Source organism: Streptomyces sp. NPDC041200 (assembly GCF_055591805.1).
The window spans coordinates 109067-125052 of record NZ_JBVIZF010000001.1 but is presented as its reverse complement, the minus strand read 5'-3'; the positions used below and the strand labels follow the sequence as shown (position 1 = coordinate 125052).

Genomic DNA, 15986 nt, shown 5'->3' with positions numbered 1-15986 from the left:
GGGGTCGCGGGAGGTTCACACGATGCCGGTAGAGTGCGTCGGACCGCGGCCCCCATCGCACCGGTGGGGGGACTCGAAGAACACAGTGGGGGTTCTGCATGCGGAGTGGCGCGAGAGCCGCGATCGTCAGTGCGGTGTTCGCCGCCATGGTCGTCAGTGTTGCCGGCTGCGGCAGCGGCCAGGATGACTCGTCGGGTTCCAATGACGGCGCGAACGCCGGGGCGTCGGGCGACGACAAGAACGCCGTGAAGAAGGTGAAGACCGGGCCGCCGAGCGCGGCCGAAGTCAAGACGACCGCCCGCACGTTCCTGGCGGCATGGTCGGCGGGCGAGACGGCGAAGGCCGCCGCCCTGACGGACGACAGCGACGCGGCCACCGCGGCGCTGAGCGATTACCGCAAGAAGGCCCATATCGACAAGGTGGAGCTGAATCCGGGCCAGGCCAGCGGCGCCAAGGTGCCGTTCGCGGTCAACGCCCAGATCGCGTACAGCGGGGAGAGCGTCCCCTGGACGTATGAATCCTCGCTGGCCGTGACCCGCGACACCAAGACGGGCAAGCCGGTCGTCGACTGGCAGCCCTCGGTCGTCCACCCCAAGCTGGGCAAGGGCGACACCCTGAAGACCGGCGAGTCCGAGGCCCCGCCGATCAAGGCGGTCGACCGGGACGGCACGGAGCTGTCCGCCACCGACCACCCGTCCCTCAAGGGGGTGCTGGCCGGGCTGCGCGAGCGGTACGGCAAGAAGGCCGGCGGCAAGGCGGGCGTGGAGACCTTCATCGCCCGCGGCAAGGGCTCCAAGTCCCCCGACGAGACGCTGAAGGTGCTCTCCAAGGGCACCCCGGGCACGCTGAAGACGACGATCGACGGCAAGCTCCAGAGCACCGCCGAGCAGCAGGTGAGCAAGAAGAGCAAGGCGTCGGTCGTGGCGGTCAAGCCGAGCACCGGTGAGATCCTCGCGGTGGCCAACTCCCCCGCGAGCGGCTTCAACCCGGCGCTCCAGGGCTCGTACGCACCGGGCTCGACCATGAAGGTCATCACCTCGGCGACGCTGATCGACAAGGGACTGGCCGCGTACGGCAAGGCGCATCCGTGCCCGAAGTACTTCTCTTACGGCGGCTGGAAGTTCCAGAACGACAAGAAGTTCGAGATCAAGAACGGCACGTTCGAGCAGAGCTTCGCCCGTTCCTGCAACACCGCCTTCATCAGCCAGGCGGGGAAGCTGAAGGACGACGATCTGACCAAGGAGGCCCGTGATGTCTTCGGCATCGGCCTCAACTGGCAGACCGGCGTGCCCACCTTCGACGGCGCCGTACCGGTCCAGTCCGCGGCCTCCAAGGCCGCGTCGCTGATCGGCCAGGGCGGGGTGCGGATGAACCCGCTCAACATGGCGTCCGTCTCGGCCACGGCGTCCACCGGCACCTTCCGGCAGCCGTACCTGGTCGCGCCGTCCGTGGACAACCGGACGCTGGCCAAGGCGAGCAAGACGATGAAGTCGAGCACCAAGGACCAGCTGCGCAAGCTGATGCACCTGACCGCCACCTCCGGCACCGCCGCCCAGGCGATGTCCGGGATGAGCGGTGACTTCGGCGCCAAGACCGGCTCGGCCGAGGTCGACAATCAGGAGAAGCCGAACGGCTGGTTCACCGCCTACAACGGCGACCTCGCGGCCGCTGGTGTGGTCCCCGAGGGTGGCCACGGCGGCGACACGGCGGGCCCGATCGTATCGGCGCTGCTGCGCGCGGGGGGCTGACGCCCCGCCACGGCGAACAGTGATCAGGAGCCGGGCGGACGCGGTGATTCCGCGCCCGCCCGGCTCCTTTTCGGGTTCAGCGGTTTCCGCAGTGCGGCATACCGGCGTGGCCGTTCCGCTGGGCCCCCGGGCGTGGCCGGTGGCGCGGTGCGGGATACGGCCCTCCGGCGCCCGCGAAATGTCCTCGCGTGGCCCCGGCGCCCGCCGATAGCGTCGGCGCCATGGCCTCCCACACCTCTGACACCGCAGCCCACCCCCGCTTCGCCGAGACCCTGCGCGACCTCGGCCTGGACGTGGAGACCCGCCGCTTCCCCGATGCCACCCGCACCGCCGTCGAGGCGGCCGAGGCGGTCGGCTGCGAGCTGAGCCAGATCGTCAAGTCCCTCGTCTTCGAGGCGGATGGGGCGCCGGTGGTGGTCCTGGTGGACGGCGCGTCACGGGTCGATGTCGAGCTGGTGCGCCGCGCGCTGGACACGGGCACGGTGCGGCGGGCGAGCGCCGCGCTCGTCCGGGAGACGACGGGCTACGCCATCGGCGGCGTACCGCCCTTCGGGCACCGCACCCGCACCCGGGTCCTGGCCGACCGCCGGTTGCTGGACCACGGAGTCGTCTGGGCGGCGGCGGGCACCCCGCACACCGTGTTCGCCCTCGACCCCACGTCGCTGATCGCGCACGCCGAGGGGACCCTGGCCGACGTACGCGACACCGCCGTATGACCCCGCTCGTCGTGGCCGCGGTCCTCCTCGCGGCCATCACCCACGCGAGCTGGAACGCCATCGCGCACCACATCCGCGATCAGCTGCTCTCCTTCACCCTGGTGAGCGGCGGCGGGGCGCTGTGCGGGGTGGTGCTGGCCGTCTTCAGCCCGCTGCCCGCGGCGGCCGCCTGGCCGTATCTGATCGGCTCCGCCGCGATTCACCTCGTGTACTACGCGCTGCTCATGCGCTCCTTCCACCTGGGCGACTTCGGCCAGATGTACCCGATCGCCCGGGGCACCGCGCCGCTGGTGGTGACCGTGCTCGCCGCGGTCTTCGCCGCCGAGACCCCGGACGCCTGGCAGGCGGCGGGCATCGCGGTGTCCTCGGCGGGGCTGCTGGGCGTGGCGCTGTGGGGCGCGCGGGGCGCCCGTACGAAGGAGGACGGCGCCCGTACGGCGGGGGCCCGTACGGCAGGGGACGGCGCCCGTACGGCGGGGAGCGGCGGCAGGCCCGGGCTCGCGCTGGCCGCCGCCGTGGCCACCGGGCTGTCCATCGCCGCCTACACCGTGGTCGACGGCCTCGGCGTGCGCGCCTCCGGCACCCCGCTCGGCTACATCGCCTGGCTGATGATCATTCAGGGGTTCGCCATCCCCGCCTACGCCCTCGCCACCCGCCGCCGCGCGCTCACCGCCCAGCTCCGCCCGGTCGCCCTGCGCGGCCTGCTCGGCGGCGTCCTCTCGGTCTGCGCCTACGGCCTCGTCCTGTGGGCCCAGACCCGCGCCGCGCTCGCCCCCGTCGCCGCCCTGCGCGAGTCCTCCATCATCGTGGGCGCGGCCATCGGCACCCTCTTCTTCAAGGAGCGCTTCGGCGCCCCGCGCATCGCGGCGGCGAGCCTGATGGTGGCGGGCATCGGCCTGATGTGGCACCCGGGTTGAGCCCGGGGGCTCAGTCCGGCCGGACAGCCGGGGCGGGGGCTTGAGAGGGGAGCTGGGCCGGGAGCGGGGACGAGGCCGGGGTCGGGGCCGGGGCCGGGCGGTGCGGGCGGGTGGATTTGATGCGGTGCACGGACGCCAGCAGGCCGGCCTGGGTCACCCGGGGCCGACCGGTGCGCAGCACCTCCGCGGCCGCGTCGATCACCGCGCGGCAGATGTCGCGCCCGGTGACGTCGTCGACGGCCGCCAGCTGCTCCGGGGAGACGTCGCCGTCCAGCGGCAGGGCGTCGGGCAGATGGCGGCGCCAGATCTCGACGCGGGCCGCCCGGTCCGGGCTCGGGAAGCGCACATGCCAGACGCGGCTGTCGAACGCGGTGTCGTAGCTGGTCACCAGATTGGTGGCGAGCACGACCAGCCCCTCGTGGCCGTCGAGCGCGGTCAGCATCTCGCTGCGCATCGCGTTCACCGCGTGCTCCGAACCGTGGCTGGTGGTCTCGAAACGGGCGGACATCAGCGCGTCCGCCTCGTCCAGGAAGAGCACCGCGCCCTGCTCGCGGGCGGCGTGGAAGAGCGCGCCGAGGTTCTTCGGCCCCTCCCCGTGGAACTTGCTCTCCAGCTGCGAGGCCCGTGCCGCGATCACCGGGCGGCCCAGCCGGTCCGCGATCGCGTGGGCGGCCAGGGTCTTGCCGGTGCCGGGGGCGCCCTCCAGGTTGACCGCCGAGCTGGGGTGCGGCTGGGTGCCCAGGGTGTGGCCGATGTGGTTGTGCAGTTCGATGGCGAGCAGCCGCCGCTGCTGCACCTCGTGCAGCTGAAGGCTCATATCGCCCAGGTCGGCGGCGAGTTGCAGCAGATACAGGGCGCCGCGCCGGATCAGATAGGCCAGCGCCGCGTAGCCGGTGAGCCCGATCAGCACATCGGAGTGGGTCAGCGCCTCCGGGACGCCCAGGGCGATCACCGCGGCGTACGAGGCGACGACCGCGCCGGTGCCCGCGACGAGGACGCGCAGCGGCTGGCCGAGCGCCGAGCCGATGCTCGCGCCGGAGATCTGCTCGGTGGTGAGCACCAGCAGCGGGGCCATGTCCTGCGCCCGGTCGGGGTGACCACGACGCAGGCCCACAGGGAGGCGACGGCGGAGCACAGCTCGACACCGGCCGCCAGGTTGTCGTACACGACCGGCCGGGCGTCCTCCCGGTCGTCGGCGGCGCGGTCCTCCTCGTCGCGCTCCGCCACCCGCCGGTGGTTGCGGAAGATGTGCAGCGTGAACCACAGCGATTCGGCCACCACCGCCACCAGCAGCACCAGCCCGCCCGTGCGGTGGGCGAGATGGCCCGCGATCCCGGGCACGGTCACCGCGAACTGGATGGCGTGCATCAGCCGGAAGATCAGCAGGATGCGCAGCATCTGCCATACCATGTCCCGCCGCGCGAGCCGGTGCCGCTGAGCCGGTGGCTCCCCCGTACGCGCGCGTGCGCCCCGTAACCCCCGTGTCCGCTCCACGCCTTTCCCCCGTGCTTCCCCCGGGAGAGCCGCCCCCTACGGCTCTCACCCCCGGAAGGATCCCCAGTGGGGGCAGGGCCGGAACCACGCGGCAGGGCCCCTTGGCCCCCCGAACCCGGCGTGTGCGTGTGCGAGAAGGCGCACAAAGGCACGAAGGGGCGCGCGAACAGCGCGCACCACGCGCTCCTACGGACCTGCTACAGGCCTCCTGCGGGCGATCCTCGCTACGTCCTGCGTGGCGGCCCCCGCTACGCCTCCTGGGCCGCCAGCGCCGTCCGCACGGAGCGCACCAGGGCCTGCGCCCGCGGGTCCGCGGTCACGCCGCGCTGCATGCCGTTGGTGACGTACGCGAAGCCGATCCGCGCCCCGGGATCGGCGAAGGCGAGCGAACCGCCCCGCCCCGGGTGGCCGAAGGACCCCGGGCCCAGCAGCGGGCAGGCCGGGCCGTGCAGCATGTAGCCGAGCCCGAAGCGGGTCCCGACCACCAGCACCCGGTCCGGCCCGGTGGACTCCTCCGTACGCGCCAGGGTCAGCGTCGCCGGGGCGAAGAGGCGGCCGCCCGCGCGGGCCGTGCGCGCCGACGGCAGCGGGCCGATCAGCGCCGCGTAGAAGCGGGCCAGCGCGTCGGCGGTGGCGACCCCGCCGGAGGCGGGCAGCCCGGCGGCGAGATACGCGGGATCGTTCTCGTCGGGCACCGGGCTGATCGCGCCGAACGCGCGCCGGGTCAGCGACTCCGGATCGGCGTACGCCTCGGCCACCGACCGCTTGGGCCGCAGCCGCAGCCCCTGCGCGGCGGGCGCCGCCGGGGCCTCCACCGGCTCGATCCGGCCGGTCCGGTGCAGCTGGTCCTCGGGCAGCCCGAGCCACAGGTCCAGGGCGAGCGGCCAGGCGATCTCCTCCGCGACCCAGCGGCCGATGGTGCGCCCTGTGACGCGCTTCACCAGCTCGCTCAGCAGCCAGCTGTAGGTCTGGGCGTGATAGCCGTGGGCCGTGCCGGGCTCCCAGTCGGGGTGCTGGGCGGCGACGGCCCGCGGCCCGGATATGCCGTCGATGGCCTCGGCCGGGGTCAGCGGGGTATCGAGGGCGGGCAGCCCGGCGCGGTGGGCGAGCAGATGCCGCACCAGCACCCGTTCCTTGCCGTTCTCCTTGAACTCGGGCCAGTACGTGCCGACCCGGCCGTCCAGGTCGAGCTGGCCGCGCTGGTGGAGCAGCAGCGGTACGGCGGAGGCCACGCCCTTGGTGACGGAGCGGACGACCTGCGCGGTGTCCTGGGCCCACGGCTCACCGTCGCCCTCCTGGCCGGGGTCCCGCGTACCGCCCCACAGGTCGACGGCCTTCTCGCCGTCCCGGTAGAGGACCATGGCCGCGCCGCGCTCACCCCGCTTCGCGAAGTTCTCCACGAACGCGTCCCGGACCGGTTCGAATCCGTCGGCCACCGTGCCCTGGACGTCCACCACTGATCCGACTCCCACCCTGCCGATCCGACCGTGCTGCCGTCCTTATGGTGCAACGTGCCCGGCCCGGACCTCAGACCGGGGCCTCAGACAGGGGCCTTCACCGAGCGCGGATCGAAGCCGAAGGGCAGTTCCAGCCGGTGCTCCCGCATCAACTCCTGGTCGCACAGCAATTCCTGCGTACCCCCATCGGCCGCGATCACTCCCCCGCTGAGCACCACGGATCGCGGGCACAGCTCCAGCGCGTACGGCAGGTCATGGGTGACCATCAGCACGGTGACGTCCAGGGAGCGCAGGATGTCGGCGAGTTCACGGCGCGAGGCCGGGTCGAGGTTGGAGGACGGCTCGTCCAGGACGAGGATCTCCGGCTCCATCGCCAGCACGGTCGCGACCGCCACCCGGCGGCGCTGCCCGAACGACAGATGGTGCGGCGGCCGGTCCGCGAACTCCGCCATCCCCACCCGGTCCAGGGCCCGATGGACCCGCTCGGCCAGCTCCGCGCCGCGCATCCCGGCGGCGGCCGGGCCGAACGCCACGTCCTCGCGCACGGTCGGCATGAACAGCTGGTCATCCGGGTCCTGGAAGACGATGCCCACCCGGCGGCGGATCTCGGCCAGGTTCCGCTTCGCCACGGGCAGCCCGGCGACCGTGACCGATCCGGCGCCCGCCTCCAGGATGCCGTTCAGATGCAGCACGAGGGTGGTCTTGCCCGCCCCGTTGGGGCCGAGCAGCGCCACCCGCTCACCGCGGGCCACGGTCAGCTCGACGCCGAAGAGCGCCTGGTGGCCGTCGGGATAGGCGTAGGCGAGGCCGGACACCTGGAGGGAGGGAGGGGTGGCGTCGGGGCCGGTCATACGAGCATCCATCCGGTCAGGCAGACCGCCAGCGCGGTCAGCGGAAGTGCGGCGGCGTACCCCCACTGTGCACGGGACGCGGTCACCTCGTCGATCACGGGCATCGTGCCCGTGTAGCCGCGGCTGAGCATCGCCAGATGGACCCGTTCGCCGCGCTCGTAGGACCGGATGAACAGCGCCCCGGCGGACTTCGCGAGCACGCCCCACTGCCGCACGCCGCGCGCCTCGAAGCCGCGCGAGCGGCGGGCGATCCGCATCCGGCGCATCTCGTCGGTGATGACGTCACCGTAGCGGATCATGAACGACGCGATCTGCACCAGCAGCGGCGGCATCCGCAGCCGCTGGAGCCCCAGCAGCAGGGCGCGCAGCTCGGTCGTGGACGCCAGGATGACGGACGCCGCGACCCCGAGCGTGCCCTTGGCCAGGATGTTCCAGGCGCCCCACAGCCCGGACTGGCTGAGCGACAGCCCGAGTACGTCCACCCGCGCGCCCTCCGCGACGAACGGCATCAGCACGGCGAACGCCACGAACGGGATCTCGATCAGCAGCCGCTTCAGCAGGAACCCGGCCGGGATGCGGGCCGTCGCCGCCACCCCGGCCAGCAGCACGGCGTACAGGCCGAACGCCCAGAGCGCCTCGCGGGGCGTCGCGACGACCACGAGGACGAAGCAGAAGACGGCGGCGATCTTGCAGTGCGGGGGGAGGGCGTGGACCGGGGAGCGGCCCGCCCGGTAGAGCGTATGCGCGTGTCCCGAGCCCATCTCAGCCCGCCTCGGCGTCGGCCCCGGCCTCGGCCCGGCGGCGCCGTACGACGACGAAGACCCCGGTGCCCACGGCGAGCGTCGCGCCGACCCCGATCACCCCGGCGAGACCGCCGGAGAGCCGCGCGTTGGAGATGTCCTTGACGCCGTAGTCGGCGAGCGGGGAGTCCTTGGCGGCGTGGTCCTCGGTCTTCTTGTCGATGCCCTTGTCGGCGGCGACCTTCTCCAGTCCGTCGGGGCTGGCGGAGGCGTAGAAGCTGACGACGCCCGCGCACAGCAGCGCGGCCCCGAGCCCCACCGCCCACACCCGGCGCGCGGAGCGCCGCGGTGCGGCGGCCGCGGGGGCGGCGGCGTCCGTGTCCTTGGCGGCGGGCGCCGCCGTGACCGTACGGGCGGTGGCGGGCGCGGACCCGGCGGGCACCGCGGACCCGGCAGGCGTCGCGGACCCAGCGGGCGCCGGGGTGCGCCCCGGAATCGCCGGCGTCCCGGTACGCAGTTCCAGGCGGCGCGCGGCCACGTCCCGCGCGCCGTGGACGAGATCCGGCCGTACGGCCATCACGGCGCCGACCGTCAGCGCCGTGATGACCGCCTCGCCGATGCCGATCAGCACATGCACGCCGACCATCGCGGTGAAGACCTTGCCGATCGCGACGTCCGCCGTGCCGCCCAGCGCGTAGAGCCCGGTGAAGGCGATGGCGGCGGCCGGGACGGATATCAGGGCGGCCGCGAAGGACGCGACGGTGACCGTGCGGCGCCGGTTCGGGGCGATCTTCACGATGGCGCGGAAGATCCCGTAGGCCACGACCGTGGTGACCACCGCCATGTCCGTGATGTTGACGCCGAGCGCGGTGAGGCCGCCGTCCGCGAACAGGACGGCCTGCATGAGCAGCACCACGGACACACACAGCACGCCCGTATAGGGGCCGACGAGAATCGCGGCCAGCGCCCCGCCGAGCAGATGGCCGCTGGTGCCCGCGGCGACGGGGAAGTTCAGCATCTGGACGGCGAAGATGAACGCCGCGACCAGCCCGGCCAGCGGCGCGGCCTGCTCGTCGAGTTCACGCCGCGCACCGCGCAGGCTGACCGCGACCGCGGCGGCGGCGACGGCACCGGTCGCCACCGACACCGGGGCGTCGATGAATCCATCGGGGACATGCATGCGGGGCTCCGCTCCTGAGCTGCGGGTATCCGCTCGATGGTGACCTACCTGCACATCGTTCGCAAGAGCGCCTACTCCGCGAAAGCCCCGACGGCGGCCCTTCCCCGAGGGAAGAACCGCCGCCGGGGCGTGCGTTGGCCGAAGTGCGCCCGGCTTACACCCGGCTCAGCTCCGGGTCCTTGTCGGACTCCTTCGCGCCCTTGGCGTCCTTTCCGTGCCCCGCCGGGGTGTCTCCTTCGAGCTGCTCACGCAGCCCCTCACCCTCGACGTCCACGTTCGGCAGCGCCTTGTCGAGCCAGCGCGGCAGCCACCAGGCGGACTTGCCGAGCAGCCCCAGCACCGCCGGGACGATGGCCATGCGAACCACGAAGGCGTCGAAGAGGACCGCGGTGGCCAGACCGAAGCCGATCATCTTCACCATCGCCTCGGACGAGCCGATGAACCCGGCGAAGACGCTGATCATGATGACGGCGGCCGCGGAGACCACCCGGGCGCCGTGCCGGAAGCCGGTGACGACGGCCTGGCCGGGGCGCTCGCCGTGGATGTACGCCTCCCGCATCCGGGTCACCAGGAAGACCTCGTAGTCCATGGCCAGCCCGAACACCACACCGATCATGAAGATCGGCATCATGCTCATGATCGGGCCGGTCTCCTCCACGCCGAACAGGTCCGCCGCCCAGCCCCACTGGAAGACCGCGACCACCGCGCCGAGCGCCGCGACGACGGACAGCAGGAAGCCGAGCGCCGCCTTGAGCGGGACCAGAAGGGACCGGAAGACGATCATCAGCAGCAGGAAGGCCAGCCCGACGACGAGTGCCAGATACGGCACCAGCGCGTCGTTCAGCTTCTGCGAGATGTCGATGTTCATCGCCGTCTGACCGGTCACCAGCACCTCGGCACCGGTGTCGGACTTGAAGGAGCCCGCCTCGTCCCGGATGTCGGCGACGACCTTCTCGGTGTCGACACTGCTCGGCTTGTACTTCGGCACGACGGTGAGCATCGCGGTGTCGCCGGCCTTGTTGAACGTCGCCGGGGTGACGGCCGCGACGCCGTCGATACCGGCGATGGCCTTGGTCACCTTGTTCACAGCGGCCTTGGGGTCGTCGCTGCCCTTGGTGTCGGCGACCACCATCAGCGGACCGTTGAAGCCCGGGCCGAAGCCGTCGGAGATCATGTCGTACGCCTGGCGCTTCTGGCTGCTGACCGGCTGCGAACCGTCATCCGGCAGCCCCAGCTCCAGGCTGAGCGCGGGCACCGCGGCGGCGCCGAGACCGAGCACGCCGAGCAGCAGCACCGCCACCGGGCGGCGCAGCACGAACCGGGCCCAGCGGGTGCCCATGTTGGGCTTCTCCTCCGCCTGCGAGCCCTCCGCGGCAGCGGTGGCCGCCGCGGCCATCCGCTCGCGCGCCTTGCGCCCGTACACCCGCTTGCCCGCGAAGCCCAGCAGCGCGGGGATGAGGCTGGTCGCGATGAGCACGGCGATGACCACCGTGCCCGCCGCGGCGAAGCCCATCTTGGACAGCATCGGGATGTTGACGACCGCGAGGCCGACCAGCGCGATGACGACGGTGAGACCGGCGAACACGACCGCGGAACCCGCGGTGCCCACCGCCCGCCCGGCGGCCTCCTCGCGCTCCCGGCCCTCGGCCAGTTCGGCGCGGTAGCGGGAGACGATGAAGAGCGCGTAGTCGATGCCGACCGCGAGGCCGATCATCATCGCCAGCGTCGACGTGGTCGTCGACAGCCCGAGGGGGGTGGCGAGCGCGGTGATCCCGGAGATGCCGATGCCGACGCCGATGAGCGCGGTCAGCAGCGGCATTCCGGCGGCCACCAGCGAGCCGAAGGTGATGGCGAGCACGATCGCCGAGATCACGATGCCGATGACCTCGGTGGATCCGGTCTCGGGCATCTCCTGGAGCGCGTCACCGCCGATCTCCACCGTGAGATCCGACTTCTGCGCCTTCTCCCCGGCCTCCGTCAGGCCGTCCTTGGCGGTCTCCTCCAGCTCCATGGCGTTGACCTTGTAGCTGGTCAGGATGTACGCGGTGGAGCCGTCCTTGGACACGGCGCGGGCCTGGTACGGGTCGGCGACCGAGGCGACCTGCGGAGAGCTGGCCTTGAGGTCGGCGACGGTCTTCGTGACCACGGCCTTGTTGTCCGGGTCGGTCATCTTCTCGCCCTGGGGCGCGCGGAAGACCACCCGGGCGGTGGCGCCGTCGGCGTTACCACCGGGGAAACGCTTCTCCAGGAGGTCGAAGGCCTTCTGGGCCTCGGTCCCCGGGATGGAGAAGCTGTCGTTGGCGGGCGGCGAGGCGGTCGCGGCGCCGACTCCGGCGACGGCCAGGAGCGCCACCCATATCAGGGCGACGAACCGGCGTCGCCGGAAGGCGAATCGACCGAGTTTGTAGAGGAACGTGGCCACGAGGAGAGGTGCTCCCGTCGAATCGGTGTCACTGCTGGTCACTGCTGGCAGGTGTGCGCGACCGGACCGGCGACGAGAGCGGCGCGCCGGACTGGGTCCGTATGAGGTTGATGTGGGGTGGGGAGAGTCAGAGACCGAGGGCGGGGAGGACCACGGCGTCGATGTATTCGCTGAGGTAGGCGACGTCCGGCTCTTCGCCGTCGATCAGCGACCGGGCGATGAGGGCACCGCACATCATGTGCACGACGTAGCCCAAGGCGGGTCTGTCCGGAGCCACCTCACCCCGGTCGACGGCACGCCGCAGCAGCACGTCGAGTGCGGCCATCTCGGGATAGAACAGCAGCTCCCGGAGGGCCTGGTGGAGGTCCGGATGGGTATGGACGGCCTGGGCCAGCCCCCTCATCAGGGCCGCGTCACGCTCCCGGGCGGCGTCGGTGCACCGCACGATCTCGCGCAGGTCGCCGCGCAGCGATCCGGTGTCGATGTCCTGGAGCGAAACGGGCTTGGTGTGCCTCAGCGCGGAGGCCACCAGCTGCGGCTTGCCCTTCCACTGGCGGTAGAGCGTGGCCTTGCTGGAGTGCGTGCGCGCGGCGACGGCATCCATGGTCAGCGCGTCGTAACCGACCTCCCCGAGAAGCTCGACCACGGCCTCGTACAGCTCACCTTCCCGCTCGGGGGACAGCCTGCTGCGGCGCACCCGGGCCGTGGGCCGGTCCTCGACCGACTGGCCGGCCGACTGACCGACGGACTGGTCAGCGGGCTGCGTCGCCGTCATGGCATCCCCCTTCCGAACGAAACGGTTTCGTACTCGTTCAGCATACGACCGCATGAACCGCCCCTTTAGCGAAACCGAGCCGTTTCGCTCGTGGGATGCGTCACAGATTGGAGTTGCTTTGCCGGACCGGGGCCGAAACCATGGATGAGGTGAGGGAAACCAGCGATACCGACCGCGCCTATCTGCGATTTCCGCATCTGCACGGCGACTTGCTGTGCTTCGCCGCCGAGGACGATCTCTGGGTCGCCCCGCTGGCCGCCCGTGGCGAACCACCGGGGCGGGCCTGGCGGCTGACCGTCGACCGCACCCGGGTGGGCCACCCCCGCTTCTCCCCCGACGGCTCCCAGATCGCGTATACGAACTGGCGCAGCCTCGATCCCGAGATCCACCTCGCTCCCGTGGACGGCGGCCCCACCCGGCGGCTGACCTACTGGGGCAGCGAGGACGCCCGGGTCTGCGGCTGGACGCCGCCCGACCGGGACGGCGCCTCGCACATCCTCGCCGTGTCCTCGCACGGCCAGCCGTTCTCGCACTTCTCCTGGGCCTACAGCCTGCCCACCGACGGCAGCCCCGGCAGCCGACTGCCCTGGGGGCCGGTGGCCGACATCGCCGTGGCCGACCTCGCCGCCACCACGCACACCGACACCACCGCCGCCGCCACCACGGACACCGACACCACCGCCGCCAGCACCGCCGTCACCGCCAGCGCCGCCGGGCAGGGCGGCGACCGGCGAACCCTGCTGCTCACGGGCAAGCCGCCGCACGAACCCGCCTCCTGGAAGCGCTACCGGGGCGGCGCGACCGGCCGGCTGTGGCTCGGCGGCGTCCGGCTGCTGCCCGAACTCGACGGCCATCTGGACTCGGTCATGGTGGTCGGCGGCCGCGTCGCCTTCCTCTCCGACCACGAGGGCGTCGGCAATCTCTACTCCTGTCTGCCCGACGGCACCGGTCTGCGCCGCCACACCGACCACGACGACTTCTACGCCCGCCACGCCTCGACCGACGGCAGCCGCGTCGTCTACCAGTGCGCGGGCGAACTGTGGCTGGTGGACGACCTCGGCCCGGGCACCGAACCCCGCAGGCTGCGGGTGCGGCTCGGCGGCGCGCGGGCCGGTCGGCGGCCCTACCAGGTGCCCGCCGCCTCCCATGTCGACTCGCTGGCCGTGGACACCACCGGCCGGGCCAGCGCGGTGTGCGTCCGCGGCAGCCTGTACTGGCTCACCCACCGCGACGGCCCCGCCCGCACCCTCGCCGACGCCCCGGGCGTCCGGGTGCGGATGCCCGAGATCCTGGGCTCCAGCGGACGGGTCGCCTACGTGACGGACGCGGAGGGCGAGGACGCGATCGAGATCGCCTACCTGCCGCGGGCGAGCGAGACCGGCGAGCCGCGGCGGCTGGCCGCGGGCGGGCTGGGCCGGGTGCACGAGATGGAGCCCTCGCCCGACGGCGACCAGCTCGCCGTCGCCGCCAACGACGGCCGACTGCTGCTCGTGGACACCTCCGCGGACGGGGACGGCGAGGTCACCGAGCTGGTCCGGTCGCTCAACGGCCCGGTCGCCGACCTCGCCTTCTCACCCGACTCGGCCTGGCTCGCCTGGTCCCACCCGGGCATCGGGCGCACCCTGCGCTCCATCAAGATCGCGCGGTTGGCGGACCGGACCATAGTGGACGTGACCAGCGGGCGGTTCGAGGACGAGGAACCGGTCTTCACCAGCGACGGCCGCTATCTCGCCTTCCTTTCCTGGCGCGGCTTCGACCCCGTCTACGACGTGCACACCGGTGACCTCTCCTTCCCGCTCGGCTGCCGCCCGTATCTCGTACCGCTGTCCTCCGCCACGCCCTCGCCCTTCGCGCTCTCCCCCGAGGGCCGCCCGGCGGCGGGCGGACTCGACCCGGACGACGGCGCCGGGGGCGGGGAGGGCGACGGCACGGTGACCGTCGAGGTGGAGGGGCTGTCCAGCCGGGTCACCGTCTTCCCGGTGGCCGCCTCCAAGTACTCCTCTCTGTGGCCGGTCAGCGGCGGCGGCCTGGTGTGGCTGCGCTGGCCGATCTCGGGTGCGCTCGGCGAGACGTTCGCCAACCCCGCCGACACCTCCGACCGCCCCACCCTCGAACACTTCGACCTGGCCAAGGCCAAGCGCACCGAACTCACCAGTGAGCTGGACTGGTTCCGGGTCAGCGGCGACGGCTCCCGGCTCGTGGTCGTCGATGACGACGAGCTGCGGGCGGTGCCCGCCACCGAGTCGGGCGACAGCGACTCCACGGTCCAGATCGACATGCGGCGCATCCAGCACACCGTGGACCCGGCGGCCGAGTGGCGGCAGGCGTACGCGGAGGCGGGCCGCATCACCCGCGCCTATTTCTGGGAGCCGGGCATGTGCGGCGTCGACTGGGACGGGGTGCTCGACCAGTACCGGCCGCTGGTCGAACGCGTCGCCTCCCCCGACGAGTTCGCCGATCTGCTGCGCGAGGTCCTGGGCGAACTGGGCACCTCGCACGCGTATGTGAGCGCCGCGCGCCGCAACGAGGGCCCAGCCCACTACCAGCGCCCCATCGGGCTGCTCGGCGCCGACCTCACGCGCGCCGAGGACGGGACGTGGCAGGTCTCCCGCATCCTGCCCGGCGAGTCCTCCGACTCCCGGGCGCGCTCGCCGCTGGCGGGCTCCGGCATCCGCGAAGGCGCCCGGCTCACCCATGTCGACGGCCGTCCGGTGGACCCGGTGGCCGGCCCCTATCCGCTGCTGACCGCGGCGGGCGGCACCACGGTCGAGCTGACCTTCGCCTCCCCGGACGGCGAGGGCCCGCCGCGCCGGGCCGCGGTCGTCCCGCTGATCGACGAACGGCCGCTGCGCTACCAGGACTGGGTGGCCAGGCGTCGGGCGGTGGTACGGGAGTTGAGCGACGGGCGGTGCGGCTATCTGCACATCCCGGACATGGGCGGCTCCGGCTGGGCGCAGTTCAACCGGGATCTGCGCCGGGAGGTGTCGTTCCCCGCGCTGATCGTGGACGTCCGGGGGAACGCGGGCGGCAACATCAGCGAGCTGGTGGTCGAGAAGCTGACCCGCACCGTGATGGGCTGGGACCTCACGCGCAACGCCCAGCCGGTGTCGTACACCAGCAACGCGCCGCGCGGGCCGATCGTCGCGGTCGCGGACGAGGCGACCTCCTCCGACGGCGACATGATCACCGCGGCCTTCAAGATCCAGGGCATCGGCCCGGTGGTGGGACTGCGGACCTGGGGCGGCGTGGTCGGCATGACCGGCCGCCATCCGCTCGGCGACGGTACGGCGATCACGGTGCCGATGAACGCCGCCTGGTTCGACGCCTACGGATGGGGGGTCGAGAACCATGGCGTGGAGCCGGACATTCCGGCGCCCCGATCCCCGCTGGACTGGGCGGAGGGCCGCTACCCGCAGCTGGGGGTCGCCGTGCGTACGGCACTGGAACTGCTGGAGCGGCATCCGGCCGCGGCCTCGCCGGGCTACGGACAGGTCCCGGACCGGCGGCGCCCGAAACTCCCTCCGCGGGGAGACGGTTGAGCGGATCCGCCGAGCGACTGAGCTGAGTAACGAGCCGAGCGACGAGCCGAGCCGCCGGACCCTGCCGGGCCCTTGAGCCGGGAGGTTGAGCTGAGCCGGGACGTTGAGCACGGCCCGCGTGCGTGCCGGGGGCGCATCCCCTGACGG

The 15986-nt window shown here is 72.6% G+C and carries 12 protein-coding genes; 4 read left to right on the top strand and 8 right to left on the bottom strand.

All coding sequences use genetic code 11. From position 1 onward, the window contains the following. The first annotated feature begins 98 nt into the window (after positions 1 to 98). The 3 genes from ACZ6CL_RS00620 (at position 99) to ACZ6CL_RS00610 (ending at position 3381) form a co-directional block, all read left to right on the top strand. Positions 99 to 1748 (top strand): penicillin-binding transpeptidase domain-containing protein, encoded by a 1650-nt coding sequence (locus ACZ6CL_RS00620; protein ID WP_468929348.1) that lies wholly within the window; start codon positions 99 to 101, stop codon positions 1746 to 1748. A gap of 221 nt (positions 1749 to 1969) precedes the next feature. Continuing rightward, on the top strand, positions 1970 to 2464 hold the full coding sequence (locus tag ACZ6CL_RS00615) for a YbaK/EbsC family protein (protein WP_468929346.1): 495 nt from the start codon (positions 1970 to 1972) through the stop codon (positions 2462 to 2464). Further along, positions 2461 to 3381, top strand: a complete 921-nt coding sequence (locus ACZ6CL_RS00610) for an EamA family transporter (RefSeq protein WP_468929344.1) — start codon at positions 2461 to 2463, stop codon at positions 3379 to 3381. The genes ACZ6CL_RS00615 and ACZ6CL_RS00610 overlap by 4 nt, the downstream gene beginning before the upstream one ends. Before the next feature lie 10 nt (positions 3382 to 3391). On the opposite strand, the gene ACZ6CL_RS00605 is transcribed toward ACZ6CL_RS00610, so the two are convergent. From ACZ6CL_RS00605 to ACZ6CL_RS00570, 8 genes are all read right to left on the bottom strand, one after another. Further along, positions 3392 to 4447, bottom strand: a complete 1056-nt coding sequence (locus tag ACZ6CL_RS00605) for an ATP-binding protein (protein ID WP_468931201.1) — start codon at positions 4445 to 4447, stop codon at positions 3392 to 3394. Then, positions 4330 to 4779 carry a hypothetical protein gene (locus ACZ6CL_RS00600; RefSeq protein WP_468929342.1) on the bottom strand — a complete coding sequence of 150 codons (450 nt, stop codon included), beginning with the start codon at positions 4777 to 4779 and terminating at the stop codon, positions 4330 to 4332. Before ACZ6CL_RS00600 ends, ACZ6CL_RS00605 begins: the two co-directional genes overlap by 118 nt. 344 nt (positions 4780 to 5123) lie before the next feature. Then, the gene (locus ACZ6CL_RS00595; protein ID WP_468931198.1) at positions 5124 to 6332 is read right to left on the bottom strand and encodes a serine hydrolase domain-containing protein; all 1209 of its coding nucleotides are present in this window, start codon (positions 6330 to 6332) and stop codon (positions 5124 to 5126) included. A gap of 83 nt (positions 6333 to 6415) precedes the next feature. Then, positions 6416 to 7183: an energy-coupling factor ABC transporter ATP-binding protein gene (locus ACZ6CL_RS00590; protein WP_450875260.1), complete on the bottom strand. Its 768-nt coding sequence runs from the start codon at positions 7181 to 7183 to the stop codon at positions 6416 to 6418. Beyond that, positions 7180 to 7944 (bottom strand): cobalt ECF transporter T component CbiQ, encoded by a 765-nt coding sequence (cbiQ, locus tag ACZ6CL_RS00585; RefSeq protein WP_468929340.1) that lies wholly within the window; start codon positions 7942 to 7944, stop codon positions 7180 to 7182. The genes ACZ6CL_RS00590 and cbiQ overlap by 4 nt, the downstream gene beginning before the upstream one ends. Before the next feature lies 1 nt (position 7945). Beyond that, positions 7946 to 9103 carry an energy-coupling factor ABC transporter permease gene (locus ACZ6CL_RS00580; RefSeq protein ID WP_468929338.1) on the bottom strand — a complete coding sequence of 386 codons (1158 nt, stop codon included), beginning with the start codon at positions 9101 to 9103 and terminating at the stop codon, positions 7946 to 7948. Between the two features lie 154 nt (positions 9104 to 9257). Next, positions 9258 to 11525: an MMPL family transporter gene (locus ACZ6CL_RS00575; protein WP_468931196.1), complete on the bottom strand. Its 2268-nt coding sequence runs from the start codon at positions 11523 to 11525 to the stop codon at positions 9258 to 9260. 127 nt (positions 11526 to 11652) lie between these two features. After that, positions 11653 to 12222, bottom strand: coding sequence for a TetR/AcrR family transcriptional regulator (locus ACZ6CL_RS00570; protein WP_468931194.1), 570 nt, complete (start codon positions 12220 to 12222; stop codon positions 11653 to 11655). A gap of 218 nt (positions 12223 to 12440) precedes the next feature. On the opposite strand from ACZ6CL_RS00570, the gene ACZ6CL_RS00565 reads away from it, so the two are divergent. Next, entirely contained in the window at positions 12441 to 15839 is a 3399-nt protein-coding gene (locus tag ACZ6CL_RS00565) for a S41 family peptidase (protein ID WP_468929336.1), read from the top strand. Positions 15840 to 15986 lie beyond the last annotated feature (147 nt).